Annotated in this window: 9 protein-coding genes; 4 read left to right on the forward strand and 5 right to left on the reverse strand. The window is 62.0% G+C overall.

Translation table 11 applies throughout. The annotated features are described in order from the left end of the window. Positions 1-174: 174 nt before the first annotated feature. The gene (gene ppx / locus IHQ43_RS28065; RefSeq protein WP_192562793.1) at positions 175-1,677 is read left to right on the forward strand and encodes an exopolyphosphatase; all 1,503 of its coding nucleotides are present in this window, start codon (positions 175-177) and stop codon (positions 1,675-1,677) included. A gap of 65 nt (positions 1,678-1,742) precedes the next feature. On the opposite strand, the gene ppk1 is transcribed toward ppx, so the two are convergent. After that, positions 1,743-3,968, reverse strand: coding sequence for a polyphosphate kinase 1 (gene ppk1 / locus IHQ43_RS28070; protein ID WP_192562794.1), 2,226 nt, complete (start codon positions 3,966-3,968; stop codon positions 1,743-1,745). Positions 3,969-3,986: 18 nt separating this feature from the next. Further along, the gene (hemB, locus tag IHQ43_RS28075; RefSeq protein ID WP_007951836.1) at positions 3,987-5,000 is read right to left on the reverse strand and encodes a porphobilinogen synthase; all 1,014 of its coding nucleotides are present in this window, start codon (positions 4,998-5,000) and stop codon (positions 3,987-3,989) included. A 207-nt stretch (positions 5,001-5,207) separates the two neighbouring features. On the opposite strand from hemB, the gene IHQ43_RS28080 reads away from it, so the two are divergent. Next, positions 5,208-5,864, forward strand: coding sequence for a DedA family protein (locus IHQ43_RS28080; protein WP_192562795.1), 657 nt, complete (start codon positions 5,208-5,210; stop codon positions 5,862-5,864). On the opposite strand, the gene IHQ43_RS28085 is transcribed toward IHQ43_RS28080, so the two are convergent. Further along, positions 5,845-7,080 carry a sterol desaturase family protein gene (locus tag IHQ43_RS28085; RefSeq protein ID WP_192562796.1) on the reverse strand — a complete coding sequence of 412 codons (1,236 nt, stop codon included), beginning with the start codon at positions 7,078-7,080 and terminating at the stop codon, positions 5,845-5,847. The two genes, IHQ43_RS28080 and IHQ43_RS28085, sit on opposite strands and share 20 nt — an antisense overlap. 116 nt (positions 7,081-7,196) lie before the next feature. Between IHQ43_RS28085 and elbB the strand changes: the two genes are divergently transcribed. Further along, complete coding sequence (elbB, locus tag IHQ43_RS28090; protein WP_192562797.1) at positions 7,197-7,865, forward strand: isoprenoid biosynthesis glyoxalase ElbB; 669 nt, start codon at positions 7,197-7,199, stop codon at positions 7,863-7,865. Between the two features lie 135 nt (positions 7,866-8,000). Here the strand turns inward: elbB and IHQ43_RS28095 are convergent, their stop codons facing one another. Further along, entirely contained in the window at positions 8,001-8,456 is a 456-nt protein-coding gene (locus IHQ43_RS28095; protein ID WP_192562798.1) for a YaiI/YqxD family protein, read from the reverse strand. Positions 8,457-8,559: 103 nt separating this feature from the next. Further along, positions 8,560-10,458: an FTR1 family protein gene (locus IHQ43_RS28100; RefSeq protein ID WP_192562799.1), complete on the reverse strand. Its 1,899-nt coding sequence runs from the start codon at positions 10,456-10,458 to the stop codon at positions 8,560-8,562. Positions 10,459-10,625: 167 nt separating this feature from the next. Here IHQ43_RS28100 and IHQ43_RS28105 point away from each other — a divergent pair, with 167 nt between their 5' ends. Next, entirely contained in the window at positions 10,626-11,996 is a 1,371-nt protein-coding gene (locus IHQ43_RS28105; protein ID WP_192562800.1) for a COG3014 family protein, read from the forward strand. The last annotated feature ends 38 nt before the right edge of the window (positions 11,997-12,034 follow it).

Raw genomic sequence — 12,034 nt, forward strand, 5'->3', positions numbered from 1 at the left:
GCCGGGAGATGGTTTTGTGTTCGACGCAAAACCTGTGGGAGCGGGCTTGCCCGCGATTGACCGCCCGGCGGTCCCTGGCTTTTATGCGCAGGATCAAGGGTTTGAGCCATGCGCGTTGGCGGCAGCGTTTGATCGTGGCACGATGTCGGGGTTATCGACCGAGACCCCCAGACCATGCCGCAATCCCAAGCCAAGAATCTGTCCCTGATCGCCGCGATCGACCTGGGCTCCAACAGCTTCCATATGGTCGTGGCCAAGGCCCAGAACGGCGAAATCCGTATTCTCGAACGGCTCGGGGAAAAGGTTCAGCTGGCCGCCGGCATCGACGATGAGCGTCAGCTCAACGAAGAATCCATGCAGCGCGGCCTCGACTGCCTCAAGCGCTTTGCCCAACTGATCAACGGTATGCCGCTGGGCGCCGTGCGGATCGTCGGCACCAACGCCCTGCGCGAGGCGCGCAACCGTGGCGAATTCATCCGCCGCGCCGAAGAAATCCTCGGCCATCCGGTGGAAGTCATCTCCGGCCGTGAAGAGGCGCGCCTGATCTACCTCGGCGTGTCCCACACCCTCGCCGATACTCCGGGCAAACGCCTGGTCGCCGACATCGGCGGCGGCAGTACCGAATTCATCATCGGCCAGCGTTTCGAACCGCTGCTGCGCGAAAGCCTGCAAATGGGCTGCGTGAGTTTCACCCAGCGCTATTTCAAGGACGGCAAGATCACCCCGGCCCGCTACGCCCAGGCGTACACGGCGGCGCGCCTGGAAATCATGAGCATCGAACACGCCCTGCACCGCCTGACCTGGGATGAAGCCATCGGCTCCTCGGGCACCATCCGCGCCATCGGCCTGGCGCTGAAGGCCGGCGGTCATGGCACCGGCGAAGTGAATGCCGAAGGCCTGGCATGGCTCAAGCGCCGCCTGTTCAAACTCGGCGATGTCGACAAGATCGATTTCGAAGGCATCAAGCCGGATCGCCGGGCGATCTTCCCGGCAGGTCTGGCGATTCTCGAAGCGATCTTCGACGCCCTGGAACTGCAACGCATGGACCACTGCGAAGGCGCGCTGCGTGAAGGCGTTCTGTATGACCTGCTCGGCCGCCATCACCACGAAGACGTGCGCGAACGCACCCTGACCTCGCTGATGGAGCGTTACCACGTCGACCTCGAACAGGCTGCCCGCGTCGAGCGCAAAGCCCTGCATGCCTTCGATCAAGTGGCAGTCGATTGGCAACTCGACGACGGCATCTGGCGCGAACTGCTGGGCTGGGCGGCGAAAGTGCACGAAGTCGGGCTCGACATCGCCCACTATCACTACCACAAGCATGGCGCTTACCTGATCGAGCACTCGGACCTCGCCGGCTTCTCCCGCGAAGACCAGCAAATGCTCGCCCTGCTGGTGCGAGGCCACCGTCGCAACATCCCCAAGGACAAGTTCGCCGAGTTCGGCGACGAGGGCGACAAGCTGATCCGACTGTGCGTGCTGCTGCGTTTTGCCATCCTGTTCCACCACATCCGTGGCACCCAGGCGATGCCGCAAGTGGCACTGCATGCCAACGGCAACAACCTCGACGTGGAATTCCCGGAGAACTGGCTGGATGAAAACCAGCTGACCCAGGCGGATTTCGGGCTTGAGGCGGAGTGGCTGACGCGTGTCGGGATTGTGCTGACCGTTCACTGAGTAACGGGCAGGCACAAAAAAGGCGATCCGATGGATCGCCTTTTTTATTGCGCCGAAATCTTCGGTCAGCTGCTGACCGGCAGGATCGGGCTGCCCAACCGCTCCAGCAACGTCGCCTGCGCGCTGCGCGGGTTCTGGTTGCCGGTCGGCGTGTTGCGGATGTAACGGCCATCCGACTGCAGGCTCCAGCTGTGGGTGTTGTCGGTCAGGTACAGCTCCAGTTCTTTCTTGACCCGGGTCAGCAGCTTCTTGCCTTCCACCGGGAAGCAGGTCTCGACGCGCTTGTCGAGGTTGCGCTCCATCCAGTCGGCGCTGGAAAGGAACATCTGCTCCTCGCCCCCGTTGAGGAAGTAGAACACTCGGGTGTGTTCAAGGAAGCGGCCGATGATCGAGCGCACGTGGATGTTGTGCGAAACCCCGGCGATGCCCGGACGCAGGCAGCACATGCCGCGCACCACCAGATCGATGCGCACCCCGGACTGGCTGGCCTTGTACAGCGCGCGGATGATCTTCGGATCGGTCAGCGAGTTGAACTTGGCGATGATGTGCGCCGGCTTGCCGTCGAGCGCGAATTGCGTCTCGCGGGTGATCATGTCGAGCATGCCTTTCTTCAGGGTGAACGGCGCATGCAGCAGCTTTTTCATGCGCAGCGTCTTGCCCATGCCGATCAACTGGCTGAACAGTTTGCCGACGTCTTCGCACAAGGCGTCGTCGGAAGTCAGCAGGCTGTAGTCGGTGTACAGGCGAGCGTTGCCGGCGTGGTAGTTACCCGTACCGAGGTGCGCATAACGCACGATCTCGCCGGCTTCGCGACGCAGGATCAGCATCATCTTGGCGTGGGTCTTGAAGCCGACCACGCCGTAGATCACCACCGCGCCCGCCGCTTGCAGGCGGCTGGCCAGTTGCAGGTTGGATTCCTCGTCGAAACGCGCACGCAGCTCGATGACCGCCGTCACTTCCTTGCCGTTACGCGCGGCGTCCACCAGCGCATCGACGATTTCCGAGTTGGCGCCAGAACGGTACAGGGTCTGGCGCACGGCCAGAACGTGCGGGTCTTTCGCGGCCTGGCGCAGCAGGTCGACCACCGGGGTGAACGACTCGAACGGGTGCAGCAGCAGGATGTCCTGCTTGCTGATCACGCTGAAAATGTTCTCGCTGTTCTGCAGCAGTTTCGGGATCTGCGGCGTGAACGGCGTGTATTGCAGCTCCGGATGGCTGTCCAGGCCGGTAATGCTGAACAGACGCGTCAGGTTCACCGGACCGTTGACCTGATACAGCTCGGTCTCGCTCAGGTTGAACTGCTTGAGCAGGTAGTCCGACAGGTGTTTCGGGCAGGTGTCGGCGACTTCCAGGCGCACGGCGTCACCGTAACGACGGGAGAACAGCTCGCCACGCAGGGCGCGGGCCAGGTCTTCGACGTCCTCGGAGTCGAGCGCAAGGTCGGCGTTTCGGGTCAGGCGGAACTGGTAGCAGCCCTTGACCTTCATGCCCTGGAACAGGTCATCGGCGTGGGCGTGGATCATCGACGACAGGAACACATAGTTGTCGCCAGGGCCGCCGACTTCTTCCGGCACCTTGATGATTCGCGGCAGCAGACGCGGCGCCGGGATGATCGCCAGACCGGAATCGCGACCGAAGGCGTCGATGCCTTCGAGCTCGACGATGAAGTTCAGGCTCTTGTTCACCAGCAACGGGAACGGGTGCGTCGGGTCGAGGCCGATCGGGGTGATGATCGGCGCGATCTCGTCGCGGAAGTAGCGGCGCACCCAGGTTTTGATCTTGGTCGTCCAGTGGCGACGACGGATGAAGCGCACCTGATGCTTTTCCAGCTCCGGCAGCAGGATGTCGTTGAGGATCGCGTACTGACGATCTACGTGACCGTGCACCAGTTCGCTGATGCGGGCCAGGGCCTGATGCGGTTGCAGGCCGTCGGCGCCCGCCTGTTCACGGGCGAAGGTGATCTGCTTCTTGAGGCCGGCGACGCGGATTTCGAAGAATTCGTCGAGGTTGCTGGAGAAGATCAGCAGGAACTTCAGCCGCTCCAGCAACGGGTAGGACTCGTCCAGCGCCTGTTCCAGCACGCGGATGTTGAACTGCAGTTGCGACAACTCACGGTGGATGTACAGGCTGCTGTCATCCAGGCCGGGAATCGCGATCGCCGGGGCCGCCGCAGCGGGCTCGGTTGCCGGCGCGGGTGGCGCAGGCTCCAGTTCCGGCGGGGTTTCGGTAATCTGCTCGACCACGGGTTGAGCTTCTTTTACGGCAACTTCAGTGAGTCCTTCGGTATTCATCGAATGTTCCTGGGAGGGCTATTTCTGCTCTCGTAACAATTGAGCGGCACGGACAGCAAAGTAAGTCAGGATGCCATCAGCGCCGGCACGTTTAAAGGCGGTCAGGGATTCGAGGATCACGCCTTCGCTCAACCAGCCATTCTGGATCGCCGCCATGTGCATGGCGTATTCGCCGCTAACCTGATAGACGAAGGTCGGCACTTTGAAGGCATCTTTTACCCGGAACAAAATGTCCAGGTACGGCATGCCGGGTTTGACCATGACCATGTCCGCGCCTTCAGACAAGTCCGCGCCCACTTCGTGCAGCGCTTCGTCGCTGTTGGCCGGGTCCATCTGATAGGAAGCCTTGTTCGCCTTGCCCAGGTTCGCGGCCGAACCCACGGCATCGCGGAACGGGCCGTAATAGGCGCTGGCGTACTTGGCCGAGTAGGCCATGATCCGCACGTTGACGTGACCGGCCAGCTCCAGCGCCTCGCGGATCGCCTGGATGCGGCCGTCCATCATGTCCGACGGGGCAACCACCTGGGCGCCCGCAGCGGCGTGGGACAACGCTTGCTTGACCAGTGCATCGACGGTGATGTCGTTCTGCACGTAGCCTTCTTCGTCGAGAATGCCGTCCTGACCGTGAGTGGTGAACGGGTCGAGGGCGACGTCAGTGATTACGCCAAGTTCCGGGAATCGGTCACGCAGGGCGCGGGTGGCGCGCTGGGCGATACCTTCGGGATTCCAGGCTTCGGCGGCATCGAGGGATTTGAGTTCAGGAGGAGTAACCGGGAACAGCGCCAGCGCCGGAATCCCCAGTTCGACCCATTTGGCAGCTTCTTCAAGCAGCAGATCGATGGTCAGGCGCTCGACACCCGGCATCGAGGCCACGGCTTCGCGGCGGTTTTCACCGTCGAGCACGAACACCGGCAGGATCAGGTCATCGACCGTCAATACATTCTCACGCACCAGCCGCCGGGAAAAATCATCACGGCGATTGCGACGCAGGCGGGTGGCAGGGAACAGGCGGTTGGCTGGGGTAAAGCTCACGGCAGACTCCTGAGCCCGCGCAAACGGGCGAGCGTGACAGTTATAGACGGCCATTATGACGAACAGATGACAGTTGTGTGAGACCTGTGACGTGTAGTCGTATTCCATTCTCAGCGTAGGAATTGTTCACGTCGAGACACATTTGGACACTTTCCTGAATGTGCCCGAAGGGTTAGGCTGCGCGTTCATTTCGCCAGCACCCAGACAATGCTCCAACAATTTCTGCATGACTTCGGCTACTTTGCCCTGTTTCTTGGCACGTTTTTCGAAGGCGAAACCATCCTGGTGCTCGCGGGTTTCCTCGCGTTCCGTGGATACATGGACATCAACCTGGTGGTGGTCGTGGCGTTCTTCGGCAGCTATGCCGGCGATCAGCTGTGGTACTTCCTGGGTCGCAAGCACGGGCGCAAGTTGCTGGCGCGCAAACCGCGCTGGCAAATGATGGGCGACCGCGCGCTGGAGCACATCCGCAAGCACCCGGACATCTGGGTTCTGAGCTTCCGCTTCGTTTACGGTCTGCGCACGGTAATGCCGGTGGCGATCGGCCTGTCGGGCTATCCACCAGGACGCTATCTGCTGCTCAACGGTATGGGCGCTGCGATCTGGGCCACCGCCCTGGCCGCTGCCGCTTACCACTTCGGCGCCGTGCTCGAAGGCATGCTCGGCAGCATCAAGAAGTATGAGTTGTGGGTACTCGGTGCGCTGCTGGTGCTGGGTGTCGGCCTGTGGTTGCGCCGCCGGTTCAAGAATGCCCGGCTGGCCAAGAAGGTCTACGAAGAAGAACAGGCCGAGCAATTGGCCAAGGCCGAACGGCACAAAGCCGAAATGGCCAAGACCGCCGACCCTAAGACGCCAGCCGAGTAAGTCGCTGGCGGCAGCCATACAGTCCGATGCCGCTGAGCAGGCTGTAAACGAGCAGGCCGACCCACATCCCCGGGTTGGCCGGCCACAGCCCGACCAGCGGCGCGAGCCACATCAGCGGCAGGTTCGATGCCAGCCGCAGCACTTCCAGCTTCGCCGCCCACGGACGATTCTCCAGGGCCACGCCCAACACGAACAATCCGAACGCCACCGCACCCCAGCCGAGCAGCAATGCACCGGTGGGCAGACTGCGTTCCAGATTCAGCAGATAACTGCCCAGCGCCACATAGACGCCAAACTGCAACCCCACGTACCACTGCTGACGGCTGTCCAGCGGCACCTCGAATTTGCGGAACCGGCTCAGGTCCGGCTTGCTCATCGGATACTTCGCCGCGACATCCGCCGGACGCCAGCCGGTGCGCATGAACCAGATCCGGAGCTTGTCCCACGTGCGCTCGGCCCGGCGCGCGTCATCCCACAGCTGCACGTAAAACTGCAGGTTGGCCCACAAGGGATTCCAGCTCGCCAGCGGCGTGGTCACACCGAAAATCACCGGCTCGTTGTCGTCCTCTTCCTGGAACGAGCCGAACAGACGGTCCCAAATAATGAACACCCCGCCGTAGTTGCGATCCATGTAGAGAGCGTTCTGTGCATGGTGGGCCCGATGATTGGACGGCGTGACGAAGCACCACTCGAACCAGCCGAGCTTGGGAATGTGCCGGGTATGGACCCAGAATTGATACAGCAGATTCAACGCCGCAACACTGACGAACACCAGCAGCGGCACCCCGAGCACCGCCATCGGCAGGTAGAAGATCCAGCCCAGCAGAAACCCGGTGCTGGTCTGGCGCAAGGCGGTGGAAAGGTTGTAGTCCTCGCTCTGGTGATGCACCGAATGCGCCGCCCAGAGGATGTTGCGTTCATGGCCCATGCGATGCAGCCAGTAATAGCAGAAGTCATACAAGACAAAAGCAAACACCCACACCCAGACGCTGTCCGCCGGCAACCTGACCAGCGCCAGATGCTCCAGGGCAAACGCATAGGTCACCAGGCCCACACCCTTGGTCAACAGGCCGGTGGTGGTCGACAGCACCCCGGTGCTGATGCTGTTCACCGCATCGGCCAGGCGATAGTTACTCACCCCGCGCCAGCGGTCGGCGATGAGTTCGGCCGCAATCAATACGAAGAAAAACGGCACCGCATACAGAATGAAATTCATGACGCACCCTGACCGAGATCCGTGTGCACAGATCCTAGGTGTAGCCGCGGCTTCACCCTATGGCAACGAACGCCAATTTAGTGGACATTTAACGCCATGAATCTGGAGAGAAACCCATGAGCAAAAAAGTTGCAGTGATCCTGTCCGGTTGCGGCGTGTACGACGGCGCCGAGATCCACGAGAGTGTCATCACCCTGTTGCGCCTCGACCAGCGCGGCGCCCAGGTACAGTGCTTCGCCCCGAACATCGCGCAATTGCATGTGATCAACCACCTGACCGGTGAAGAAATGCCCGAATCGCGCAACGTGCTGGTGGAATCGGCACGCATCGCCCGGGGCGACGTCAAGGACCTGCGCGAGGCCGATGTCGAGGACTTCGATGCGCTGATCGTGCCCGGCGGTTTCGGTGCGGCGAAGAACCTGTCGAACTTCGCCATCGAAGGCGCCGGCTGCACGGTGCAGCCGGAAGTGCTGGCGCTGGCCGAAGCCTTTGCCGAAGCGGGCAAGCCTGTTGGCCTGATCTGCATCTCGCCGGCGCTGGCCGCGAAAATCTACGGCCCCGGCGTGACCTGCACCATCGGCAACGACGCCGACACCGCCGCCGCCATGAACAAGATGGGCGCCACCCACGAAGACTGCGCAGTGACCGACATCATCGAAGACAAGGCGCGCAAACTGGTGACCACCCCGGCGTACATGCTGGCGCAGACAATCAGCGAGGCGGCTTCGGGGATCAACAAGCTGGTGGATCGGGTGCTTGAGCTGACTCACGAAAACGACGCCTAAGCCCCTCTTCCACTGGATCAATACTGAACCCTGTGGGAGCGAGCTTGCTCGCGAAAGCGATGGGCCATTCAATATTGTGTTGTTTGGCCTGACGCCTTCGCGAGCAAGCTCGCTCCCACAGGTCTTGTATGAGGCTCAGGACTGGCGCGCCAGCCGCGTCAGGATCCGGTCCAGCGCATTGGCGAACGCCTGCTTCTCCCGGTCACCGAACGGCGCGGGGCCGCCACTGACCTGGCCCTGCTCACGCAGATCGGTGAACAGGTTGCGTGTCGCCAGCCGTTCACCCATGTTCTGCGCGTCGAACTCCTTGCCTCGCGGGTCCAGCGCTGCAACGCCCTTCTTCACCAGCCGATCGGCCAGCGGAATGTCGCTGCAGATCACCAGTTCGCCCGGCACCGCATGCTCCACCAGATAATCATCCGCCGCATCGGGGCCACTCGGCACCACGATCAACTTGACGATCGCCAGCGCCGGTTTGCTCTGCGGCTGCCCCGCCACCATCACCACTTCGAAGCGGCGCTTGAGGGCGAACTTGACCACCAGCTCCTTGGCCATCTTCGGGCAGGCGTCGGCATCGATCCATACGCGCATGTTTTCTACCTCCAAAAAATTCGCGAGCAAGCTCGCTCCCACAGATTACGCACCAACCCTGTGGGAGCGAGCTTGCTCGCGAATATGAGCGCAGCGAATGCCTTTAAGCAGCAGTCACCCTACGTTTTTCAGCCACCCAGCTACGGCCATACAGCACGATGATCGCCGCAATCGCCACAGCCTGCGCCGTCAGCGAGTACGCATCGGCATGAATCCCCAGCCAGTCGAAATCGAAGAACGCCACCGGCCGGGTGCCGAAGATCCCGGCTTCCTGCAACGCCTTCACGCCGTGGCCGGCGAACACCACCGACAGCGCGCAGAGCAGTGCCGCGTTGATGCTGAAGAACAGCGTCAGCGGCAATTTCGCCGAGCCGCGCAGGATCACCCACGCCAGACCGAACAGCAACACCAGCGCCGTCGCACCGCCGGCGAGTACCGCGTTATGCCCGGCGGGACCGGCCTGCAGCCACAGGGTTTCGTAGAACAGGATCACTTCGAACAGCTCGCGGTACACCGAGAAGAACGCCAGGATCGCAAACCCGAAACGCCCGCCTCCGCCCACCAGACTCTGCTTGATGTAATCCTGCCAGGCCGCCGCGTGCCGACGGTCGTGCATCCACACGCCGAGCCACAACACCATGACGCTGGCGAACAGCGCCGTGGCGCCTTCGAGCAGCTCACGCTGGGAGCCGCTGACATCGATCACATATGCCGCCAACGCCCAAGTGCCGAGACCGGCGAGCAGCGCCAGCCCCCAGCCGACGTTGACGCTGCGCACCGCCGATTGCTGGCCGGTGTTGCGCAGAAACGCGAGGATCGCCGCCAACACCAGAATCGCTTCCAGACCTTCGCGCAGCAGAATCAGCAGCCCGGAAATGTAGCTCAGCGACCAGCTCAGCCCGTCGCTGCCCAGCAGGCCGGCGGATTCCGTGAGTTTGGCCTTGGCCGCGTCGAGACGCTGTTCGGCCTGCTCCACCGGCAAACCGTCCTGCAACGATTGCCGATAGGCCATCAGGGATTTTTCGGTGTCCTTGCGCACGTTGGCGTCGACGTTGTCCAGCGAGCTTTCGACCAGCTCGAAGCCTTCCAGATACGCCGCCACCGACAGGTCATAGGCCTGATCGTGTTCACCGGCGCGGTACGCCGCCAGGCTCTTGTCCAACGTCGCAGCGGTGTAGTCGAGCAACTGCGCCGGGCCACGCTTGACCTGCGGCGGCTGCGCCCGTTGTACACGGAAGATCGCGGCGGCTTCAGGGCCTTCGGCGGCCTGCACTTCGGCCGGGGTCTGGCGGGCCAGATCGGCGATGTTGTAGGTCTTGTCGGATTTGGCCGTGGCCGGATCGGCGCTGAACTGCGCGATATAGGTCGCCAGATCCCAGCGCTGACGGTCATCCAGCTGATCGGCGAAGGCTGGCATGTCAGTGCCTTCCACGCCCTGGCCGAGAGTGCTGTAGATCGCGTACAGGCTCAGGTGATCCATCCGCGCAGCGTCGCGCAGGTTGGCTGGCGGCGGCGTCATGCCGAGACCCGCCGGACCGTCGCCGGCACCTGCGTCGCCGTGGCATACCGAGCAGTTTTGCGCATACAGCGGCGCGCCACGGGCCGGGTCTGGCGTGATGATGGGAGCCTGGCTGACTTCATAGGCCACTGCCAGTTTCGCCCCCAGTTGCCGGGCCTGACGGGCGACGTCCGCGCCGTCCTGTTTCGCCGTGATCGCGGCGTGCAACGCAGTGACGCCCTGTTCCAGCGCCGCTTTTTCCGGCTTGGCCGGCAGGCCGGCGATCAGCCCTTGCAGCACCTGGGTGAATTCCAGTTGCTCGCGGTATTCACCGTCGTCGATGACCTTGCCTGCCTCTACCGTCGGCGGGTAATCGGCGCTGATGTAATCGAGCAGGTGCAGCGCTTGCGGCGCGCCTTCCACAGTGTCGGCCAGCAGATTGAAGCTGCTCAGGGCGCACAACGGGAACACCAGCCAGGCCAGAAATCGGGACGCGGCAGTCATGAATGAGTCTCAAGTGGAAATGCGAAGTTACATATTGTTCACGTCGATGAAGATCGACTCAAGCTTTCTCGGTGGTTTGACGAATGATCTTCGCTGCTCAACGCCAATACTCATCCCTATAATGCCGGCGCGTCCCGCCGTTTCCGTTCAAGGAAGAATCGCTGCCCATGCGCAGATACCTGCTGCTTTCATTGCTCATCAGCGCCGTCCTGCATCTGAGCGGGTGCGCCGCCTACCGCAATTACGACCGGGAAATGCAGCAGACCAACGACCGGTTGATGCAGGCCGATTTTCAGGGCGCCCTTGATTTGCTGGAGTGGAACAACCCCTGGGAAGACAAGGATCTGCTGTATTACTTCGAAAAGGGCTCGATCCTCAGCTTCGCCAACGCCCGCGCCCAGAGCCAGATAGCCTGGCGCAGCGCCGACCGGATGGTGTTCCAGCGCGAAGAAGCGGTACCTTCCGCGCCCATGAAGCTGCTCAACCGCTTCGCCTATGAAATGGGCACCATGCTGGTCAACGACAAGCTCAGTCGCTACGAAGGCTACGACTACGAAAAGGTCATGCTGACCACACAGATGGCCCTCAACCAGCTGGCCGAAAGTGATTTCGACAGCGCCCGGGCGGACATCAAGAAAACCCATGAGCGCGAAACCCTGATCGCCCGCCAGCGAGAACGCCAGTACGAAGAACTTGAAGAGCAGGCCAAGGCTCAGGGTATCGTCGTTCACTACAAAGACCTGAAAGGCTATCCGGTCGCCACTCTCGATGCGCCGGCGGTCATTGAGTTGAAGAACGGTTACCAGAGTGCCTTCAGCCACTATCTGGCCGGATTCGCCTACGAAGCACTGGGCGAGCGAGGCCTGGCCGCGCCGGGTTATCGCCAGGCGATCGAGTTGCGCCCGAACACGCCCTTCCTCGAACAGGCGCTGCGCAATCTCGACCAGCCGCCCAAAGCCGATGAAAGCGACGTGCTGATCGTCGTTCAGAGTGGTCTGGCACCGGCCCGCAGTTCGGTCAGCGTACCTATTCCGGTTCGGCTCAATGAAACCCTGGTCATCACCGCGCCGATCTCGTTTCCCATTCTGGTGCCGGACACCGTCACACCGGCGTTCGACCACATCCTGGTGGATGGCCGCAAACGGCCGCTGACCGTGATCAACAGCGTCACCGACATGGCGTTTCGTACGCTGCGCGACGACATGCCGGCGATCATTTCCCGGGCGATGTTCCGCGCCAACATGGCCGCCATTTCCCAGGCTCAGGAGAATGAACGCAATCCGGCCAAGGCCTCGCTGGTGGTGACGGAACACGATCCGTTTGAAGAAGCCGACACCCGTACCTGGCGCACCTTGCCGGACAAGACCCTGGTGGCACGGGTACGCCTCAAAAAAGGCAACCACCAGTTCAGTGCGCCCAATGCACCGGGAGCAGCGCCGGTCACCTTGCGTATCGACCGCGATCATCAGTTGATCAACCTGCGGGTTTTGAGCGACGTGGCCAACGTCATCGGCAATGCCAGACTGCCCGACAAATAATGGCACCCAACTAACCGGTGCAATTAAAAAGCTATTAC

Origin of the sequence: Pseudomonas gozinkensis (assembly GCF_014863585.1) — a bacterium.
Classification (GTDB): domain Bacteria; phylum Pseudomonadota; class Gammaproteobacteria; order Pseudomonadales; family Pseudomonadaceae; genus Aquipseudomonas; species Aquipseudomonas gozinkensis.

Excerpts from the sequence above, each read along its gene's own strand:
- IHQ43_RS28080 (WP_192562795.1), top strand. The coding sequence starts at position 5,208 with ATGCTCCAACAATTTCTGCATGACTTCGGCTACTTTGCCCTGTTTCTT.
- elbB (WP_192562797.1), top strand. The coding sequence starts at position 7,197 with ATGAGCAAAAAAGTTGCAGTGATCCTGTCCGGTTGCGGCGTGTACGAC.
- ppx (WP_192562793.1), top strand. The coding sequence starts at position 175 with ATGCCGCAATCCCAAGCCAAGAATCTGTCCCTGATCGCCGCGATCGAC.
- IHQ43_RS28095 (WP_192562798.1), bottom strand. The coding sequence starts at position 8,456 with ATGCGCGTATGGATCGATGCCGACGCCTGCCCGAAGATGGCCAAGGAG.
- IHQ43_RS28100 (WP_192562799.1), bottom strand. The coding sequence starts at position 10,458 with ATGACTGCCGCGTCCCGATTTCTGGCCTGGCTGGTGTTCCCGTTGTGC.
- ppk1 (WP_192562794.1), bottom strand. The coding sequence starts at position 3,968 with ATGAATACCGAAGGACTCACTGAAGTTGCCGTAAAAGAAGCTCAACCC.
- IHQ43_RS28105 (WP_192562800.1), top strand. The coding sequence starts at position 10,626 with ATGCGCAGATACCTGCTGCTTTCATTGCTCATCAGCGCCGTCCTGCAT.
- IHQ43_RS28085 (WP_192562796.1), bottom strand. The coding sequence starts at position 7,080 with ATGAATTTCATTCTGTATGCGGTGCCGTTTTTCTTCGTATTGATTGCG.